This window comes from Pandoraea sputorum, from assembly GCF_000814845.2.
Classification (GTDB): domain Bacteria; phylum Pseudomonadota; class Gammaproteobacteria; order Burkholderiales; family Burkholderiaceae; genus Pandoraea; species Pandoraea sputorum.
Map to the genome: position 1 here is coordinate 2,664,648 of NZ_CP010431.2, position 20,728 is coordinate 2,685,375.

A 20,728-nucleotide genomic window follows, 5' to 3' on the forward strand; every position below is an offset into this window, starting at 1 on the left:
ATGGCCGCGCGACATTGGATCCGCTCGTTCAATTTCGATCTGACCTTTGCGTCGGGCGGCATGGCCATGTCGCAAGGCGAACCGCTGCGAGCGCTGGTCGTCGACCAGTTGCTGCCGGTGGTGGCGTCGGTGTTCGATGAGGCGACGGACGATGGCGCAGCGGCGGACATCTACCGTATCGATCGGCTCAACGTCGACCTTGGCGAGGTATACGCCGAGGATCTGCCCGAGACGCTGGCAGAGCGGCTGGCGCAGGCATTGGCGGACGTGCTCATCCTGCGTCGGGACACAGGTGCTGCGGACGATGGCGGGGCGGGTGAGGAGGGTGATGGTTTCGGTGTCGGAGATGGTGGTGATGGCGGCTCGGTGGCTGGGCAAATGCGGTTGGAAAGTGACGACGCTTCCGTGTGGTCTCAGGCGGCGCCGACACCTCATGTCAGCAAGTTCGCGACAGCCACCGCTGCGGACGTGGCCGACCTGATCGCGTTTCTCGCGTCAGGCCAGTCGGCGAAGCCAGGAGTGGCGCCAGCATTGGCGCAGGCCGAACGTGAAGATACGTCACACCGGGAGGAACGAATGCGTCGAGACACCGACGCTGTGGCGGCCGACGATATCGAAGGACTTCTGACGCGGGTGCTGGCGGGTGACATACAGTCCGTCCGACAACAAATCCGGGCGAGCGCGTCGCCGGACATTCTCATTGAGCGGCTGACGAAGCAGTTTCCGGCAGACCGCGTCGAAGCACTTCTTCGCGCGTTACGTCCGGCAGAGGCATCCGCGTGGTTGCGCCAGCTTGATTCGCTGGATCGCTTGCTTACGACGGTAGGCTGGAACGCGACACAACGCAACGCAGCGCAATCGGCCGCCCGCGCACGATTGCTCGCAATCGGCCTGCTTCCACCGCACGCCGACCTGCGGGAAATGCCGTGGCATGGTGTCTGGCAATCGGTGCTGTCGATTGCGCAGGTGCGAGGATTGGCACGCGACGCGTTCGAGTTCGTGGCGAAGGTTGAAGATAGCGTGTGGGCCTACAAGGATTATGCGTCTGCGATAGCCGTCACCCAGTCGGGAGGGAGATCTCAAGCAGATTTGGCGTTCTCACCGATGATCGACGCCCTGCATCGCGTCGCCGACGCACTCGCAGGCGAGGAGGTGAGGGCGGGCGGTACCACCGCCCTCCATTCGGAAGTGGTCATGGGTATGGCAGGCGAACGTCCCGACGTGGCGGTATCGACGGCGAACGCATCCCCGCGTCCCTCCCCACGCGCCCTTACGCGGGCTGGTCTGCGAGTGTTGCTTGCGACAGCACTGATGCGTGCGCAGGCGAAGCCGCTTTACGGCATCTGGCCAACGTTGGTGGCGAACGAGGCGGGCACTTTGCGCGAAGCACTGCTTCGCTACCTCGCCGTACCGGACCTGCGCGAGCAAATTGCAATGACGTTTCCGGAGTCAATGCTTGAGGATATGTTGACGCTCCTTCTGGCGGCACATGCCAACGCGGTGCAAGCGTCGACCCGGGTGCGTCGCAAACGAGCCGACGCGTACGCCGTTGCGACAAATTCACCGAGCACCGACCATGACATCAATCGAACGTGGGGATGGCGAAACGCATGGTCTCATGACATCGCAGGGCTGTTGGACATCGACGATTCCGACGAGATGCCCGCGACTAGCTCGCGAGACGAGGCCCTACGGGACGCACCCGTTCTCGACGCTTCGTTCGACATGCGTGCTGAGTCCGACGCTGCGGTCTTAATAGGACAGGAGAATTCAACGGCTGCGATGTCTGGCGACTCGGTGCAGGACGACCCATCGGACGCGCTCATCGCTAACGAGTCGGTGCCGCGCAGCGGGGGACGCTATGCACCCGCTGGCGAGCGCAAACCTAACAACCCGTCGTATGTGTTGCCATCGGTGCGGCCATCCACAAATGACGCCGAGGCGCATGCGGGAGCCACAACTCGACAAGACACGCTTATCCAGGCGCTGTTGAGCGGTTCGGCCGTGGCGCTTCACGAGGATTGGGCTGAATGGACCGGTGAGGAACGCGCAGTGCTTGCGGCGGTCTGGCGTCATTACGCGACGTACGACACGGTGTTGATGCGCGTCGTGGAGGGCTTTCCGGAAGCGATGCTTGTGGATCTGGCGACGTTGACGGAGCCGTCTGCATCGGCCGTTTGGGAGGCATTTGGGGGGCTTTCGGTCAGTCGGCTGGTTGATGCAGATCAAGTGTCGGCGTACGCCATTGAACGGCTGCCCGGCGACACTTCCCGCGCGCTCGACGGCCCCTCCAGCGTTGCCGATAACGGCGGGCATGAGACGCACGCTCAGCCGATCACACGGAACCTGCCGTCGAAAACCGAGTTCGATCGATGGAAGCGGGAAGTCTGGCATGCGACCTTCATACAGTTACGTGCCATTTCGCCGGTCGCGTCCACGTCATCCACGTCATCCACGTCGTCCACATCGTCAATCTCGTCCATGTCGTTCGCTGCGCTGGAAGCCATCGCCTGGAGTCGCGGGACGACAGCATTGACACGTCGGGCGCTTGATCTGTGGCGAGCCTCCGTCACAAACGCTACCGTGGCTACCACCACCAATACGACTTCCCCGGGCACGATTGCACGTTCGCCGAGCGCGGCCAACAGCATCGACGTGGATGACAATGACCGCCGACCGCTGGAGTCATCGACTGCCGCTGCAATGCCATCCGCGTCGGTGCCGCTCCCAGTGAGCCGCCACACTGCGCACGTAGCGATCCAACGCCTCATTGCGCTTCGCCAACGAGTGAACCCGCAAGGCGGCGATCTTATCGCTCGTGCCTCGTCGTTGCCCGACGCCGAGCGAGTCGAGCTCCGGCAAATCGTCACGGAGATATCGTCATCGCTAGATGCCGATCTTCTCGGGATCGACGCTCGCCACTGGCAAGCCGTCGTCGACACGATGATCACCGTCAGCGAGACGATTCCCGACGCGCACAGAGAAGTGCTTTATCGCTCGATTCTCGACAACACGCCGGAGGTCGATGATCGTCGCGCCGAAGCCGCCGAAGCCGCCGAAGCCGCCGAAGCCGCCGAAGCCGCCGAAGCCGCCGAAGCCGCCGAAGCCGCCGAAGCCGCCGAAGCCACTGGGCGCTATTACGCGAGTGTGGCCACCGCACTCGCCAGCGATGCCGTGCTCGATCTTGACCTGTTCGCGGCGTCGGCGATTGCAGACGTCGCTTCGTCGTCCCCGGACGATCCGGATTTCAATTCACCCGAACCATTCCCCGCGACATCCCCAAACCGTCCGCCCGCCATGCCGGAAGACTTCATCACCTATCTCACCTCTACGGACTTCCGCCAGGGCAGCACTCCGCCTGCAGGCTTCGACATCTGGCTTCGTCAGTCGGTCTATTCGGGCGCGCAGGTTCTGCGACCGGTCATCGCGATGGCCGCAGAAGACGAGGTACTGGCCGAGCGTTGGCTGGATGTGATTCCGCAGCCGCTGTGGCCGGGCATCGCGCGACTGTCGTCCCGCGACACGCCGCAAGTGGCTCAAATGCTGCGCGTCGCCAGCGACATCACGGATCTGTTCGCTACGACCGTCGAGACGGTCGCACCGGCGAGTCTGCACCGTGCGCGCTGGCGTTTCCTGTTCCCGTGGCTGTTCCTGTCGCAGCGTCCGTTCGACGCCACACCGTTCGCAACATCGCTCGTGGCGCAACTGGCCCGTCACGCGAACGTGTCTGTGCCACCCGCGCTCGCCTCGCGCGTTCAACAACAAACCGGTATCGATATGCGCACTGCCGAGGTGACCGACGACGTCCACCTTTTGCAGACTCCGTTGATGGTGCCTTACGCCGGGATCGTTCTTGCCTGGCCGTTCACGCCTCAGCTTTGGGAGACGCTCGGCCTGACTAAGGAACATCGCTTCGTCAGCGACGAAGCCGCTGAGCGTGCAGTGCTCCTGCTGCATCACGTCGGCTCAGGCCTCACCGAAGCCCCGGAACCGCATCTGACGATGCACAAGCTGCTTTGCGGATTGCCGTTGGCTACGCCCGTAGCACGCAATCTCGACATTACGGCAGACGAGTCGGCGATATGCGACCGGATGCTCGACGTCATCATCGAGCACTGGTCCGCCATCGGTAACACGTCTCGCGAGGGCCTCAGGGGAAGCTTCCTGCAGCGCGAGGGCCGGTTGTCGCTGGCGGAAGACGGCTGGCACTTGAAGGTGAAACGAGCGCCATACGACATGCTGCTGGATCGGCTGCCGTGGAGCATCTCGACAATTCGTCTGTCCTGGATGGAGCAGACGCTATGGGTGGAGTGGGCATGACGGCCTCCTTAGATCCCGTCGACCCGTTGGGTGCGAACGCCGCGAGCCTGTCGCGCGAGATCGACTGGTTCGGCGCAGTGCTGGAGACGCGGCTGCACGCGTATTTCATGCATGACGGCGTGCCGCATGACATCTATGTGCATACGCCGCCGGATCTCACGGACGATCCGTCGCCGTTTGCCCGTGCCTTGGTCGAACACGCGCTGGCGGACGATTTCGACGCACGTATCGTGCTCATGCTCGCGATGCTGCCCCATGTCCGCCCGCAAGCGCTAGATCTGCTATTCACGCAGAACAAGAACACCGAGCGCCAGTTCACCGAGTTCGGGGGATGGCGGGCCCAGCATCACAACGGTCTTCTGCCGACCGGAGAAACCGCTGCGTTCGTTCTCGCAGGCGACGATCTGAGCCGCCGCTTCGACGTCATGGCGCTGTTCGATGCTGACCACGTTTTCGCGCGCGCCTCTATTCTGCGACTCGAACGCCGGGCGGACGGCGAACCGGCCCTGGCCGCCGCGTTGCATATCGAGCGGGATTTCCTCGAACGCAGTACATCTGGCCGCGAGCATAAGCCGGACTACAGCGCCGGATTTCCTGCCAAGCGCATCACGACGCAGCACGACTGGACAGACCTCGTGCTCACGCCGGACGTCATCGAGGAGATCGACCAGATTCGGCAATGGCTCGACGACGGCGAGGGCATCATGCAACGCTGGCAACTCGATCGCATCGTCAAACCCGGCTTCCGGGCATTGTTCTACGGCCCGCCGGGCACGGGCAAGACACTCACCGCGACGCTGCTCGGCAAAGCGGCTGGCGTGGATGTGTATCGCATCGACCTGTCGAAGATCGTCTCGAAGTACATCGGCGAGACGGAGAAGAACATGGCAAACGTCTTCGATCAGGCGCAGAACAAGCACTGGATTCTGTTCTTCGACGAAGCCGATGCGCTGTTCGGCAAGCGCACCGAGGGCAGCACCGCCAACGACCGTCATGCCAATCAGGAGGTCGCTTACCTGCTTCAGCGCATCGAGGACTATCCCGGTGTGGTGCTGCTGGCAAGCAACCTGAAGGACAACATCGACGAAGCCTTTGCCCGGCGGTTTCAGAGTGCGATCCATTTCCCCATGCCGGATGAAATCCAGCGGCTGCAACTGTGGCGCAATCTCTTCCCGGCACGCCGGGGGCTGTCGGATGACGTTGATCTGCCCGCGCTCGCAGCGCAACACGTGCTCTCGGGCGGTGCGCTGCTCAACGTGGTGCGGCACGCCGTCATGTGGGCGGAGCGCGACGGCCGTCAGGTCGTGAAACAAGGCGACTTGCTGCGCGCGATCCGACGCGAACACATCAAAGAAGGACGCACGATCTGATATGAGCCCTGTCGACTTTCTGAGAAGTGCCCGCAGGTGGATGCCGTTAGCCGGTGCGGTGGTGCTCGGATTTTTCATGCTTGCACCGGCCGTCGACGCAGAGACGATCTCAGCGAGTGAGGCGAGTGAGGCGAGTGCAGCGAGCGCGGCAGGGGCGTCAGCACCGCAAGCGGCTTCTGCTACGGAAGCACCCGCCGTCTCCGCACCAACCTCGCAACCTGTGGCCGTCAAGGGCGCCCCCACGCAAGCCGTCGCGGCCCCCGTCGAAGCGTCGACGGGGAAGTTCTCGCGCATGGCACCGCCCATCGGCAGCGATGGCCAGCCAATGACGCCCGAGCAGGCATGGCACATCGTGAACACCGTTCAGGTGAAGCCCGAACCGACCTCCGGCCCGGCCACGGTGCTGATTTCGGCGGATGTCGTCCGGCATCTCGCGCCTGCCACGCGTCGTGCCATCCAGCAAGCGTTGCTCATCATCTACTCGGAAGATCCGGCCTATCTTCAGGCGTACCGAGAGAGCACGCGGCCCCTGTCCGACAACCTTGTCGGCCCGATTACCCTGTCGTGGCTGAACCGATTCTGGCTCGACTTCAAGATGCAGCCCGTGGGGAACCTGACGAGCGCGTCGGTGCAGGCGCTGCTGAAATTCGCGTCGATTGTGCGTGCACATCCACAATGGAAGGCCGATCTGGTCGGCGCAGACCTCGGGAAGTGGATCGACGGGTTCGACGCAAAAGAACAGGCCCGCTATTACCAGATCCGTCTCGCGGGCACGGACGACGAGATCGCCGCCATGTTGTGGCTGTACCACCTCGACACCGACGGCAACCGCAATGCAGGCCCCGATCCTGACCGTGCGCTGCTCACGATCTACAACTACACGCTCGACGCTGCGGACTTCACCTTGCTGGCGTCGAAGTCGAAGGTCATCGATCACCTTTCCGCCTTGCAGGACAAGGTGTACCTGAACCAACCGCTGTTCGACGCAGCGGTGCTCGATGCGCTCAAGGACCTGGGCAAGCAGGCGGAAGCCTATCTGCCAGAAGCGCGTGCGGTGGCGATCACAACGACCTATCAGTTGACGCAAGCCTCGCTTGCGCAACTTCGCAACGACGCCCGTGTGCCCACGCCGATCATCGATGCCGTCGCCGGGTTGACCGAAGAGTATGCGAGTCAGGCGGACTTCAACGAAGCAATTCTCGACGCCACGGCCGACATCAAGACCCCGGTCGATCCTTATGTCCCCGAGATCGTACGGGCGGCGCAATCGCAAACCACTTATGTGCTGACGGCTCAGGCGCTCGCAGAGCTGGCGTCAAGTCGGAGGAACGAATCGGTGCCGCCGGTCATCCTCGACATGCTCAAGGGGCTGCAGGGATTGCAATATCCCCAATTATGGTTGTTCGACCGGGCTGTGATGGCGCGTCTGCGCGAGGGCGTGGGCGCGTGCCCCACCGGCATTCCGGGCAGCGTGGCCGACGCACGCAAAGTCTCCGCCGAACAGATGCAGCAGTTGTCGGCGGTCCTGCGCGATCCCGCGCTGTTCGCGCAACTCGAAGCGCTGTGGCGCAAGGGCGCATGCAGCAACGTCGACACCCTGTCGCTGCCGCAACTGATGCAGGCGCTGTACGACCGCCTCCGCCCGTCGCTGGTCGCCACCGCGCGCAAGAAGCCCGCATTCGACCCGAACAAGCAGGTGAGTTGGGACGGCAACGGCTGTGGGTGTGTTCTGGACCGTCTGGACGGTGAGGTGTACGGCTTCTTCCCGTTCTGGATGGCCGGGCCGAAGCAAAACGTCGACTTCAGCACGCTCTCGCGCATTGGCTACTACGGGGCGACGTTCGACGATACCGGGCGGCTGGTCCAAGCCAACTACGGCAGTAGCTTCGTCGATCTGGCACAGACGTCGGCGTCATTGCCGGGGGACTTCGTGTCCGTCGCTCAGCGCCATCAGAGCAATGTGCAGTGGGTCATTCAGCGCAACGACTGGCGCTCATGGACCCGGCTCGACAAGGATCGTAAGGTCGCCGTCCTCAATCGCCTGAGCGACGACATCGTGCGACTGCTCTCGACCGGGCTGCAAAACTGGACCGCCGCCGTCTCGAACCGACTTCCGTTCGGCGCGCGCTTTGCGCCGACCAACGGCAGCGGCGTGGTGCTGTTCTTCGACGGCTATCCGGAAGACCCGGTGTCGGTGCAGGCCTTCAACCAGTTCGTGGATCAGTTGCGCAGCCGTTTGCGCAAGGCAAGGGCGGGGGATCGCATCGACGTCATGCTGCGGCACGACCGCGTCGGGCATGGCGTCTACAGCTATGCAAACCTCATGCAGTTGGTAACGGATAGCGACAAAAACGCCGTGACGGACCTGCTGGCCCGTGTCGAGCGCGACCAGAAGCGTCGGCCGAACTTTCTGGTGCTGCTCGACGAGCCGACCACCGATTCGAAGAAGGCGCTGCGCGAATCGGTCGAAGCCGGGCTTCACGGTGAGGAACGCATGACGGTGCTGCGCCAGATCGTGCCTGTCATCACGTTCGACAACGACAACTGGCAGCAACTCCAGGACGACATCGTCTATGCGCAGGACAATTTCGGCGGGATCGGCTTCTGGCCAATGCCGCTGAGCGCCGCCGGCGCGGCGCAAAAGACCGATCCGGCGATGCCGACGGTGGACTCGCTGGTGCCCAGGGCGATGGAGGGCGTGCAGGCCTGTACGCTGACGCGCAGCATCAGCGAGTGCATCGCAGACCACTATCAGGATCCGCCCGGCGCGCAATCGTCCGCCGTGTGCAAGACGGTCTGCGAGAACCTCTACGCTTTCCGGCTGGCGACAAAGCTCGTGCTGCTGTTGCTGATCGGGTGCGGCGTGGCGTACTACGTGTCGTGCCGCTGGCGGGAATGGATGGCGCGCTATCATCACGCACCCGCACTGGTCGTGGCTGCCGTGTGGATTCTGCTGGGACTGGCGTTGCTGTTCTGCGATCCGTTCCTGCGATGGCTCGCGCGCGGCTACATGATCCCGATTTTCCTGGTGCTGTTCATCATCGCGGTGATCGCCTGGTACCAGTACCAGCTCAAAGCGCGCGACGACCAGCCTTAATCGGACAAGATCAGTCGACGTAGGCGGTAAGAGAACGAAGCGAGGCGGGCTGCGTCGTTTGCAAAACGACGTGGGCCCGCCACCGATTTCGGCTATGCTGGCGACTAAACAAGCCGAAGAACGGGGTCATCGCGGGGATGACGATCGGGGGGCCGCGCAGCACGCACACCCCTTGGCCCGTTCCGGCGATATACGAAACAAAATACTTCGCCAGGTCTACATGTCTATCCCGGCAGTCTTCATCAGCATCGCGATCCTCTCGTGTGTCATGAGCGTGGCGGTTCTCGGCTCGCTGTATCAGGCGCACGTGCCGGGAGTTCGCTTGTGGAGCGTGGCGAGCGCGCTGCTGGCCGTGACGTCCGCGCTGTTGCTCTCCGGCACGTCGGATATCGTCGTCGCGACGTCGAGCAGCCTGCTGATGATTGCCTCGCTTCTCGGGGTACAGGGTTTCCGTCAGTTTCTGAACACGCGCCCCGACTACGCGTGGGAATACGTGGCTATCGCTGCGATCCTCGGTCTGCTGATGTACTGGACGTTCGTGTCCCCGCACGTCGATGCCCGCAGCGCTATGATCTCGGGCGTCATCGCCTACGTCCGCTTTAACATTGGTTGGATGGTGCTGAGGCACCGTCCGCCGGGACGGCCCAAGTACGCGTATTACTTCGTGTCGGTAGCCGCAACGCTCGGCGCGGTCGTACATGGGGTTCGTTCGATTGCCTATGCGCTGGGCCTCGTCCATGAAACGGTGTTCCTTGAGCCGACACCCCTGAACGTGCTCTTCCTTGGCATGGCCACGCTCACGCTCCCGAGTCTGTCCGTCGGCATGGTGCTGCTGGCGCACGACAGGCTCGCCGACCGAATGGAGCGGCTCGCCACCTACGACGACCTGACCGGCGTGCTGGCGCGCCGCGCCTTCATTGCTCGCGCCGAAACCGTTGCCATGCAAAGCGAGATTGGGCGCACGCCGTTGTCCGTCGCCATTCTCGATATCGATAACTTCAAAAGCGTGAACGACCGGTATGGGCATGCTGCCGGGGACTGCGCGCTGGCGCATGTGGCGTCGCTGATCTCGCGATCTATCCGGGCGGACGACGTCGTCGGACGCATCGGCGGAGAAGAGTTCGCCTTGCTGCTGCCACACGTCACGAAAGAGGAAGCGGGGCGCCTCGTCGACCGGCTGCGTGACATTGTGGCAACCTCCGGCTCATGCATCCCGAGCCGGGATGTGGTGCCTACGCTCAGTGCCGGTGTGGACGCTTTCGGCCGGGGAGACACCCTGGCGACCGTGATGGCCCGAGCCGACGCGGCGCTCTATGCCGCAAAGGCAAACGGTCGGAACTGCGTCGTGGTCGTGCCGGACACCGAAGTGCGTCCGGCCGAGGGCTGGGACCGGCGCACGGGTGCGGGCAAGGCGGCCGCGGGCTGAACGTGCCGCCGTTTTGGGGACTAATACCATCAGGTGATATTCCGGCATCCCCCGGGTCGACTAGTCTTTCGTCGGGTTGCACTGTGCACCCGCGCGCAACGTAAAGTCAAAGGACCCTGACCATGTCGAATCCCAAGCTCGAAGTCTTGACCCCTCAGAACAGCCAGCTCATCATCATCGACCACCAGCCGCAAATGGCATTCGGTGTTCAGTCGATGGACCGTCAGGCGCTGAAGAACAATGTGGTCGGTCTGGCCAAGGCCGCAAAGATCTTCAATATCCCGACGACGATCACGACCGTCGAGAGCGAATCGTTCTCCGGTTACACCTATCCGGAAGTCCTCGACGTATTCCCCGGCGCGAAGACCCTTGAGCGCACCTCGCTGAATTCGTGGGACGACCAGAAGGTGCGCGACGCGCTCAAGGCCAACGGCCGCAAGAAGGTGATCGTGGCGGGCCTGTGGACCGAAGTCTGCAATACGACCTTCGCCCTGTGCGCCATGCTCGAAGGCGACTACGAAATCTACATGGTCGGCGACGCCTCGGGCGGCACCAGCAAGGAAGCCCACGATTTCGCCATGCAGCGCATGGTGCAGGCAGGCGCGGTACCGGTTACGTGGTTGCAGGTGCTGCTCGAATGGCAGCGCGACTGGGCGCGCCGCGATACCTACGACGCCGTGATGAAGCTCGTCAAGGAACATGCAGGTGCCTACGGCATGGGCGTCGACTACGCCTATACGATGGTGCACAAGGCCCCGCAGCGCACGTCGGGCACGCACGAATCGCTGGCCCCGGTCCCGGCTCGCTGATCGCTCTTCACCGTTCGACGTAATAAGAAAGGCCGCCAGTTTGACGCTGGCGGCCTTTTTTGCGAGTTACGTTCGAGACGCTCAGTCGTCCAGCGGCAACCCGCTACGATCCTTCACCAGCGCGACGGCAACGACCGACACCAGCGCACACGCGATCATGAAGAAGACCACCGGCACGTAGCTGCCGCCGAAGTAGGCGACGAGCGCGGTGGCGATCAGCGGCATCGGACCACCCACGAGCGCAGCACCGATCTGATAGCCGAGCGACATCCCGGTATAGCGAATTGAGGGCGGGAACGCCTCGGCGAGCAACGTGCCGATCATCGAGCCATAGGTCGTCCAGATCACGCTCAGGCCAACGCCCACGGCCACTGACGCGAGCAGAATCGACTTCTGATTCAGCAGCCAGAAATACGGCCCGATCCACACGATGAACGCGACCGTGCCCCACAGGAAGACCTTCTTGCGCCCGATCTTATCCGACAGATGCCCGAAGTAGAGCATGAAAGGGAAGGCGATCAGCGCACAAACCAGCACGATGTTCAGAATGTCCGAGCGCGCAAAGCCGTGGCCGATCATGTACGAAATCGTGAACGTGGCATACAGGAAGAACGTCGACGTTTCCACGACCTTAGCGCCAATGGCGATCAGCACCGAGCGCCAGTGGTCCTGCAGCGTTTCCTTGAGCGGAATGCGCGTTTCAGTGCGCGTGGCCATGATTTTCTTGAACGACGGCGTCTCGCCCACGGCGTTACGAATCCACATGCCGATCAGCACGAGCACGATCGAGCCGACGAACGGAATACGCCAACCCCAGCTTTGGAAGTCGGCGTCGCTGATCGAGTTGCTCAGTAGTGACGTGATGATGTTGCCCAGCGCGAGCCCGAGCACCGCACCCGTCTGCGGCACAGCACCGTAAAAGCCGCGACGATGGCGGGGCGAATACTCGACCGCGAGCAACACACCGCCGCCCCATTCGCCGCCGAGCGCCAGCCCTTGCATCAGCCGCAGTACGGAGAGAAGGATCGGTGCCCATACGCCGATCTGGTCGTAGTTGGGCAGCAAACCCATGAGTACCGTCGACATGCCCATCATCGTGAGCGTGATGGCGAGCGTCTTCTTGCGGCCGACGCGATCGCCGATGTGCGCGAAAATCACGCCGCCCAGCGGACGAATGACGAAGGCCAGCGCGAACGTCGCCAGCGCCAGCAGGTTACTGACCAGCGGGTCGGTACTCGGGAAGAATTGCTTGGCGAAGATGATGGACGCCATCGTTCCGTAGAGGAAGTAGTCGTACCACTCGATGGTGCTGCCCACGGCACTGCCGAGGAGTGCGCGCCGACGCTCGGCGTCGGGCACCATCGCTTCTTTCATTGCTGACGTCAGGCCGGGGGTGCCTGCGCTGTTGGGCGCTATTCCGCTCATTGTCTCCACCTTGTTTTTTAATGACCGGACGAAGTCTACAAAGGCAGGAGGCGGCAGTACACTGAACGTTTGCGTTAGCGCTATAACTTTTTCTCAGAGCAGACGGCTGCGGCGCGCCCCTTCGCCATGCGAGGGACGCATACCAGCAATACCGTGGACGAGGAGGGCGTGCCGCTTATTCCCCCGGGCAGCGCCGTTCGCGACGATGGCATCCATTAGCATCTGCGCGCCGTGCGACAGCGGGGCACCGCGTCGCGTGACCAGTTCGTATGGCTCGCTGAGCGACGACAGGGTCAGGGGAAGCGTACGGGCGATGCCATGTCCGGTATGGAAGCGCGCCACGTCGATCGACACCAGCGCGACCAGCGACGGGTTCTTCTGAAGCAAAGAGACGGTCGCGAAGGCGGACGTCGTTTCCAGTAAATGCGCGGGGAAGCGCAAGCCTGCGTCATGAAACTCCCGTTCTAGCAGCCGTCGCATCGGCATGTTGGCCCGATAGACGACCCAGCGATAGTGCGCGAGATCTTCCAGCGACACATGGGCGGCGTCGGCCAGCGGGTGCGCAGTATTGGCGATGACGGCGAGCGTTTCGTCCTGAACGAAGGTGCTGTCGTAGAGGTAGGGGGTCTGGCTGACGCTTGTGCGGCAGATGGCGAGATCGAGCCGACCGGCGTCGATCTGACTGAGCAGGGCGGCGCTCGTGTCTTCCACGATTTCAATCGACATATCGGGCTGCGCTTCGCTGACCGCCGTGATGGCATCGGTGAGCAACGGCACGGCCCCCATGATCACGCCGACCGACACGCGCCCGCCGTGTCCGCGCATGATCCCGACCATCTCTTCGCGCAGGTGCGCCAGATCCGACTGGATCAGGCGTGCGTAGCGAATCACACAGTGCCCTACGGCGTTCGGTTCGAGGCCACGGTTCGAGCGTTCGAACAGGGCGGTGCCGAAGGTCGTCTCGATCTCATGCAGCGCCTTGCTCGCGCCAGGTTGTGTCATCGCGAGCTGCTTGGCCGCGCCTAGCAATGAACCGTGTTCCTCGATGGCGATGAGCAACCGGAGTTGCTTGACGTGCAGCCGGGAGATGATCGAATTGAGCGAGGGAGGCATCATTGTCTTGATGAAAAGTTATATCGCTATCAAATGCTGTCAATATCGCCGCAGCGCGATGGGCCATACACTGCGAAATCTCTGCGTGAGCATAGCTTTCCTATAACTTTTCGTCATCTACTATGTCCCTCATCAACTACATCACCCAGATCCAGTTCGGCTTCGACTCGATCCGGCTTCTCGCGAGCGAGTGCGAACGCATCGGTATCCGCCGCCCGTTGATCGTGACGGACGCGGGCATTCGGGCCGCCGGTTTGCTCAACACGGTATTGAGCGCACTGGGGCAGGGCGAGTTGGTGCCGGTCTTCGACGCGACGCCACCGAACCCGAACGAATCGGTCGTGCGCGAGGCGGTCGCCATGTACCGGTCGAACGAATGCGACGGTGTGATTGCGCTGGGCGGCGGTTCTTCCATCGATCTGGCTAAGGGTGTTGCGGTGTGCGCAACGCACGAGGGCCCGTTGCAGAGTTTCGCTGTGATCGAAGGCGGCGCTGCGCGTATTACGTCAGCAACCGCCCCGGTGATCGCGATTCCGACAACCGCCGGTACTGGCAGCGAAGTCGGTCGTGGCGCCATCCTGATCCTCGACGACGGCCGCAAGGTTGGTGTGATCTCTCCGTACGTCGTGCCGCGTCTGGCGATCTGCGACCCCGCACTGACGCTGGGTTTGCCTGCCGGAATGACCGCCGCGACCGGCATGGACGCCATCGCGCACTGCATGGAAACGTTCATGGCCCCGGCGTTCAACCCGCCCGCCGACGGTATCGCCCTCGACGGCCTGTGGCGCGCCTGGCGGCACATCGAGCGCGCGACACGCGAGCCGTCCGATCGTGAGGCACGCCTGAACATGATGAGCGCTTCGATGCAAGGTGCGCTTGCCTTCCAGAAAGGCCTCGGCTGCGTGCACAGCCTGAGCCACTCACTGGGCGGCATCAATCCTCGCCTGCATCACGGCACGCTCAACGCTATCCTGTTGCCTGCCGTGATCGCGTTCAATCGCACGGCACCTTCGATGCAGGACGACGCAAAGCTCGACCGGCTGGCACAGGCGATGGCGCTGCCCTCGGGCGACGACGTCGGTCCGGCGATTGCCGCGATGACCGCAAAACTCGGCCTGCCGGGCGGACTTGCGGAACTGGGGGTGACTCGCGAGCAGTTCCCGCGCATCATCGAGGGTGCGCTGAAAGATCACAGCCACAAGACCAACCCGCGAGATGCCTCGGCTGAGGATTATCGCGAGATGCTGGAAGCGTCGATGTAACGCGCAGCGGGGCGTACGCAGGGCCGATGAGCATCGGTTCGTACGCCTTGCCTTTGCCCAATCATTCTCAGGAAATTCATATGGTTACGTCAGGTTATACAGACACCAAACTTCTGATTAACGGCGAGTGGTGCGATGCCGCCAGCGGCAAGACGCTCGACGTCGTCAACCCGGCGACGGGCAACGCCATCGGTAAAGTCGCGCATGCGGGCATCGCCGACCTCGACCGCGCACTCGACGCCGCCCAGCGTGGTTTCGCCACGTGGCGCAAGATTCCGGCCGCCGAGCGTGCCGTGACGATGCGCAAGGCTGCTGTTCTCGTGCGCGAGCGTGCCGATTCGATTGCGCGTCTTATGACGCAGGAACAGGGCAAGCCGTTTGCCGAGGCGCGTATCGAAGTGCTCTCCGCCGCAGGCATCATCGAATGGTTCGCCGACGAAGGCATGCGCGTGTATGGCCGTGTCGTGCCGTCGCGCAATCTGAATGCGCAGCAGACGGTGCTCAAGGAGCCGATCGGTCCGGTCGCCGCCTTCACGCCGTGGAACTTCCCCGTCAACCAGGTCGTTCGCAAGCTGAGCGCTGCGCTGGCCTGCGGCTGTTCGTTCCTGGTCAAGGCACCGGAAGAGACCCCGGCGTCGCCTGCCGCGTTGCTGCAAGCGTTTGTCGACGCGGGTGTGCCCGCTGGTGTGGTGGGCCTGGTCTTCGGCGATCCGGCCGAGATTTCCAGTTATCTGATTCCGCACCCGATCATCCGCAAGATCACGTTCACCGGCTCGACGCCGGTCGGCAAGCAACTGGCCTCGCTGGCCGGTCTGCACATGAAGCGCGCGACGATGGAACTGGGCGGTCATGCGCCTGTGATCGTGGCGGAAGACGCGGACCTCGCGCTGGCCATCAAGGCGGCCGGTGGTGCGAAGTTCCGTAACGCAGGGCAGGTGTGCATCTCGCCGACGCGTTTTCTCGTGCACAACAGCATCAAGGACGAGTTCGCCAAGGCGCTCGTCAAGCACGCAGAATCGCTGAAGCTGGGCGACGGTCTTGCTGAAGGCACGACGCTCGGCCCGCTCGCCAACGCACGTCGTGTCACGGCCATGAGCCGCGTGATCGAAGACGCACGCAAGACGGGTGCGACGATTGCGACGGGCGGCGAGCGCGTCGGCACGTCGGGCAACTTCTTCGCACCGACGGTGCTGACCGACGTGTCACTCGAAGCCGATGTGTTCAACAACGAGCCGTTCGGCCCGGTGGCGGCCATCCGTGGCTTCGATAAGCTCGAAGATGCGATTGCAGAGGCGAACCGCCTGCCGTTCGGGCTGGCCGGTTACGCGTTCACGCAATCGTTCCGCAACGTGCATCTGCTTTCGCAACAGTTGGAAGTGGGCATGCTGTGGGTCAACCAGCCCGCTGCACCTTCTCCCGAAATGCCGTTCGGCGGCGTGAAGGATTCGGGCTACGGGTCGGAAGGCGGACCGGAAGCGATGGAAGCCTATCTCGTGACGAAGGCTGTCTCGGTCATGGCGAACTGATCGTCTGAGTGATCGTCTGAAATGCGCGGCACTCCATTCCCGGGGTGCCGCGTTCGCGGAAAGTCAATTCGAGGTATCGACCATCAGTTGCACGCGGTCAGCAGCGAAGTGCGTGATGCCGTATTTGATCGGCACGCCGTCGAGATCGACGTCGACATTCTCGACCCAAAGCACCGGTTGCTGGCGATTCACGCCGAGCCGCCACGCGATCTCGGTGTCCGGCAGCACGCTGCCGATACGACTCCACTTGCGCAGATAGTCAGGCACACCCATCGAGGCGAGCGCGTGCGTGATGCTGCTGTCTTCTTCGAGCAGGCTCGGCAGATCCGGGAAGCGCGCGGCAGGGTACCAGTTGCACGCGTAGGTCAGCGGCACGCCGTCGGCCGCATGCAGCGACTCGATGCGCCATACCGGGGCGCGCACACGCAATTCCAATTCCTTGGCGACGGCCGCATCGGCCTGAAGACGCACCGCTGAGAGCATCTGTCCCTCGGCCGCGTGGTGTTGCTGACGCAGGTTCTCCGTGAAGCGTGTGCGCCGTCCGATCAGGTAGTCGATAGCGCCGCGCTGCACGAAGGTGCCGCGTCCCTGTTCGATGCTCACCAGACCGTTCGCGGCCAGCCCGAGCACCGCGCGGCGCACCGTGTGACGGTTCACGTCGAAGCGCTTCGCGAGTTCCCCTTCGCTCGGCAGGCGGCCTTCGTCACCGAAGCCGTCGGCGGCAATCTCCCTGGCGAGAATCTGCTCGATCTGACGCCAGACGGCCACGCCTGCGCCGCGCTCCACGCGCTCCCCATTGCCTGCATTTGCACTCAATACTGCATTCCCGCTCGCTGTCATAGCGACGTCATCCCCTGGACTTCATATGTTCATCGATCAGGGCGCATTGTAGTGCGCGCGACGTGATGGATGTGTGACTTTGGCGTGTCCGTATGCAGAATCGTCACGATTTCCGAGCGTAATTTTTAGTAACAAAATCATCTAGACGTTCAGATAAATGCATCACGGTTCTGTCATGTCCGATTCCTAGAATCCGCAGCAGAGTTTTCGCATGCCCGTAGTACAACCCAGAGGGAATTCATGAAAGCTATTAAACGCTTCGCCGCGCTCGCCTTCTTTGCTGCTGTCGCCAGCGGTGCAGCACACGCCGCAGGCGAGTGCCCGAACAATGGTGTCGTCCGCTTTGGCGTCGAGCCGTACGAATCGTCGGCGCGTATGCTGCCCGTCTACACCGATCTCGCCAAACTGATTGGCGACAAGCTCGGTTGCAAGGTCGAGTTGTACATCGCCACGAGCTACAACGCCGAGATCGAAGCGATGCGCAACAACAAGCTCGAATTCGCCCAGTTCGGCCCGCTCGGCTACGTACTCGCGCATCAGGTCGCGCATGCCGAAGCCGTCGCCACGTTCGCCAACGAAAACGGTTCGCCGCAAAACTACTACGCATCGATCGTCACGTGGCCGGGTTCGGGCGTGACGACGCTTGCCGACACGGCGGGCAAGTCCTTCGCGTACGCCGATCCGGCATCGACCTCGGGCCACCTGTTCCCGGCCTACGGTCTGCGCAAGAACGGCATCGACCCGGACAAGGGTGTGAAGGCCATCTATGCGGGCAGCCACACGGCGTCGTTCGAAGCTCTGCGCAACCACAAGGTCGTTGCTGGCGAACTGAACAGCGAAGAAATCTCCAGCGCGCGTCTGCACGGCGAATACGACGACAAGGCCTACGTCACGCTGTGGAAGTCGGACCCGATCCCGGTCGACCCGATGGCCGTTCGCGGCGATCTGCCTGCTGAGTTCAAGTCACGTCTGGCGAAGATCCTGTCGAACCTCGACCTGAAGGAACTGCCGGAAGCCGACCAGAAGTTCATGGCCGCCAACGCGACTCCGGCGCTCAAGACCGTGCCGCAGAACGACGCGGCTTACAACCAGATTCGCGATCTCGTCTCCACCCTCCATATCGATCTGTCGAAACTGTGAACACCTTGTCCAAAGCAACGGACGGATTGGCATTGACCCCGGCTGACGCGCTCGCGGCCGCCGGGGCCGCCCATGCCAGCACGCCGGGAGCGTGTCGCCGTACCAGACTCGCCCCCGGTGTGAAGCTCGCCGTTCAGAATCTGACGATGTGCTACGCGAACGGTCATACCGCGTTGCGTGATTTCAATCTGTCGGTCGGGGCCGGCGAAATGGTCGTGGTGCTCGGCAGCAATGGCTCCGGCAAATCAACGCTCATGAAGTGCGTGGTCGGGATCAACCGGCCGACGCAGGGCAGTGTGAATCTGGCCGGACGCGATCTGGTCAAGTTGTCCGGCGAGCCGCTGCGCGAAGCACGTCTGCCGCTTGCACTGATCTCGCAGAACGCCAATCTGGTCAAGCGTCGCAGCGTGATCGCCAATGTGTGCTGTGGTGCACTCGGCCGTCACCGCACCCTCTCGACCGCGCTCGGACGCGTACCGCGCGAGACCATCGAACCGGCGCGCGCGTATCTCGATGAAGTCGGCCTGTTGCATCTCGAAAAACAACGTGCGGGCACGCTGTCTGGGGGTCAGGCGCAACGTGTCGCCGTCGCCCGTGCCCTCGCGCAGGAGCCGCACGTGTTGCTGGCCGACGAACCCGTCGCGAGTCTCGATCCCGAGGCAGCGGACGAAGTCATGCGCCTGCTGCGTCGTCTTGCGACCGAGGACGGACTGGCCGTCGTGGTGGTGCTCCACCAGCCGGATCTCGCCATGCGTTACGCCGATCGCATGGTCGGACTGCGTCGCGGCGTGATGGAATTCGATCGGCCAGCGCGCGAAGTCTCTGCAGGTCAAATCTCCAATCTTTATGTCACCGAGGCTTCATGAGTACAGTGCTTGAAATGCGGGGTGGTCGTGGCCCGGGAGAGATGCCTGCGGGCATGCGCAGCGCGCTGATGTTGATCGGTGCGGTGATCGGCATCGCGTTGTTCGTGCAGGCGTGGATCGTCGTGCAGGCGCGTCCGCAGGATCTGATCACCGGCGCACACGGTATGGCCGACATCATCTCGCGCGCCATGCCGCCGGATTTTGCCCAGTTCATTCCGAACTTACGCCCGGTGCTCGAAACGATCGACCTGGCGATCTTCGGCACAGTGTTCGGCATTGTGCTGGCGTTCCCGCTGGCGATTCTCGCGGCAAAGAACGTCACGCCGGGCTTGCCGCTCTACTACGGTGCACGTGCGGTGATCGGTGTGACGCGCGCGGTACCCGATCTGGTCTGGGCGTTGCTGTTTGTGACGGCGGTCGGTCTCGGGCCGTTCCCCGGCGCACTGGCGCTCGCCGTGCACTCGGTCGGCATGCTCGGACGTCTGTTCGCCGAAGTCATCGAAGACATGGACATGGGGCCTGTGGAAGCCCTGACACTTACCGGAGCAGGACGCATCGCCGTGCTCACCCATGCGGTCATCCCCGGCGTATTACCTTCGTTGCTGGGCATCGGGTTGTTCCGTTTCGACGAGAACCTGCGGTCGTCGCTGGTACTCGGCTTCGTGGGGGCGGGCGGCATCGGTTTCCAGTTGCTCACGGCGATGAACCTGTTCGACTACCAGACGGTGTCGTATCTGCTGATCGTCACGTTCGTGTTGGTGGCTTGTGCGGAGCGCGCTTCGGCGTACCTGCGCAGTCTCGTGCATTGAGGGCAACTCGGTATGCAACGTATTAATTGCGGAGAGGGCGTCGATCCGTGGACCGGCGCTCGAGTGTTGAGCGAGACACCGGAGATCGATCCGACATCGCTCGTGCGTGATAGCGATTTCGGGCGCTTTACCTATCTCGGACCGAATTCGGCGGTGCGGGCATCGAGAATTGGCGACTATGGCTACGCGATGGGCAGCAACCAGATCGCGCACGCGCACATTGGCAAGTTCGTGAATATCGCGACGGGCGTTCGCATCAATCCATCGAATCATCCGATGTGGCGCGCGACGCTGCATCACTTCACGTATCGCTCGCGATCATATGGTATGTCGCTCGACGACGATGCCGAGATTTTCGACTGGCGCGCGCAGGACGCTATCACGATCGGCCCGGACGTCTGGATCGGCCACAACGCGATCATCATGCCGGGCGTGAGCATCGGCACGGGGGCCGCGATTGGCTCCGGTGCAGTGGTGACGAAGGACGTGCCGCCGTACGCCATCGTCGTCGGTGTTCCAGCCCGGGTGCTGCGCTATCGCATGGACGACCGCACCGCCGAGCGCATGCAGGCGATTGGGTGGTGGGACTGGAATCCGGCGCAACTGGACGCGGCGCTCGCCGATTTCAGAATCCTCAGTTCCGCAGCGTTCGTGGAGAAGTACGAGCGGTAGGACGGGGTGATGAGGGTGATGGGGCTGACGTGCCGCAATGCCGGGGGCGTCGG

Annotated in this window: 14 protein-coding genes; 11 read left to right on the forward strand and 3 right to left on the reverse strand. The window is 62.9% G+C overall.

Translation table 11 applies throughout. The features are described from left to right. From NA29_RS11770 to NA29_RS11790, 5 genes are all read left to right on the forward strand, one after another. A complete protein-coding gene (locus NA29_RS11770; RefSeq protein WP_052252856.1) occupies positions 1–4,320 on the forward strand; it encodes a contractile injection system tape measure protein in 4,320 nt (1,439 codons plus the stop codon). Beyond that, complete coding sequence (locus tag NA29_RS11775; protein WP_039403164.1) at positions 4,317–5,690, forward strand: ATP-binding protein; 1,374 nt, start codon at positions 4,317–4,319, stop codon at positions 5,688–5,690. Before NA29_RS11770 ends, NA29_RS11775 begins: the two co-directional genes overlap by 4 nt. 40 nt (positions 5,691–5,730) lie before the next feature. Further along, positions 5,731–8,787, forward strand: coding sequence for a hypothetical protein (locus NA29_RS11780; RefSeq protein WP_072633264.1), 3,057 nt, complete (start codon positions 5,731–5,733; stop codon positions 8,785–8,787). Positions 8,788–9,007: 220 nt separating this feature from the next. Continuing rightward, positions 9,008–10,213 (forward strand): GGDEF domain-containing protein, encoded by a 1,206-nt coding sequence (locus NA29_RS11785; RefSeq protein WP_052252858.1) that lies wholly within the window; start codon positions 9,008–9,010, stop codon positions 10,211–10,213. A 122-nt stretch (positions 10,214–10,335) separates the two neighbouring features. Continuing rightward, positions 10,336–11,022: a hydrolase gene (locus NA29_RS11790; RefSeq protein ID WP_039398367.1), complete on the forward strand. Its 687-nt coding sequence runs from the start codon at positions 10,336–10,338 to the stop codon at positions 11,020–11,022. A gap of 81 nt (positions 11,023–11,103) precedes the next feature. On the opposite strand, the gene NA29_RS11795 is transcribed toward NA29_RS11790, so the two are convergent. Both NA29_RS11795 and NA29_RS11800 read right to left on the reverse strand, forming a co-directional pair. Then, the gene (locus NA29_RS11795; RefSeq protein ID WP_039398368.1) at positions 11,104–12,447 is read right to left on the reverse strand and encodes an MFS transporter; all 1,344 of its coding nucleotides are present in this window, start codon (positions 12,445–12,447) and stop codon (positions 11,104–11,106) included. A 93-nt stretch (positions 12,448–12,540) separates the two neighbouring features. Next, complete coding sequence (locus NA29_RS11800; protein ID WP_084104219.1) at positions 12,541–13,560, reverse strand: LysR family transcriptional regulator; 1,020 nt, start codon at positions 13,558–13,560, stop codon at positions 12,541–12,543. 122 nt (positions 13,561–13,682) lie between these two features. Here NA29_RS11800 and gbd point away from each other — a divergent pair, with 122 nt between their 5' ends. Next, entirely contained in the window at positions 13,683–14,822 is a 1,140-nt protein-coding gene (gbd, locus tag NA29_RS11805) for a 4-hydroxybutyrate dehydrogenase (RefSeq protein WP_039398370.1), read from the forward strand. An 80-nt stretch (positions 14,823–14,902) separates the two neighbouring features. Continuing rightward, on the forward strand, positions 14,903–16,348 hold the full coding sequence (locus NA29_RS11810; RefSeq protein ID WP_039398372.1) for an NAD-dependent succinate-semialdehyde dehydrogenase: 1,446 nt from the start codon (positions 14,903–14,905) through the stop codon (positions 16,346–16,348). 63 nt (positions 16,349–16,411) lie between these two features. On the opposite strand, the gene phnF is transcribed toward NA29_RS11810, so the two are convergent. Then, positions 16,412–17,188: a phosphonate metabolism transcriptional regulator PhnF gene (gene phnF, locus NA29_RS11815; protein WP_095178445.1), complete on the reverse strand. Its 777-nt coding sequence runs from the start codon at positions 17,186–17,188 to the stop codon at positions 16,412–16,414. Between the two features lie 240 nt (positions 17,189–17,428). Between phnF and NA29_RS11820 the strand changes: the two genes are divergently transcribed. The 4 genes from NA29_RS11820 to NA29_RS11835 are packed head-to-tail and all read left to right on the forward strand — an operon-like array spanning position 17,429 to position 20,675. Continuing rightward, positions 17,429–18,328, forward strand: coding sequence for a phosphate/phosphite/phosphonate ABC transporter substrate-binding protein (locus NA29_RS11820; RefSeq protein WP_039398374.1), 900 nt, complete (start codon positions 17,429–17,431; stop codon positions 18,326–18,328). Positions 18,329–18,333: 5 nt separating this feature from the next. Then, complete coding sequence (locus NA29_RS11825) at positions 18,334–19,194, forward strand: phosphonate ABC transporter ATP-binding protein (protein ID WP_224786780.1); 861 nt, start codon at positions 18,334–18,336, stop codon at positions 19,192–19,194. Beyond that, positions 19,191–20,003 carry a phosphonate ABC transporter, permease protein PhnE gene (gene phnE, locus NA29_RS11830; protein ID WP_052252859.1) on the forward strand — a complete coding sequence of 271 codons (813 nt, stop codon included), beginning with the start codon at positions 19,191–19,193 and terminating at the stop codon, positions 20,001–20,003. The genes NA29_RS11825 and phnE overlap by 4 nt, the downstream gene beginning before the upstream one ends. A 12-nt stretch (positions 20,004–20,015) precedes the next feature. Continuing rightward, a complete protein-coding gene (locus NA29_RS11835) occupies positions 20,016–20,675 on the forward strand; it encodes a DapH/DapD/GlmU-related protein (RefSeq protein WP_052252860.1) in 660 nt (219 codons plus the stop codon). Positions 20,676–20,728: the final 53 nt, after the last annotated feature.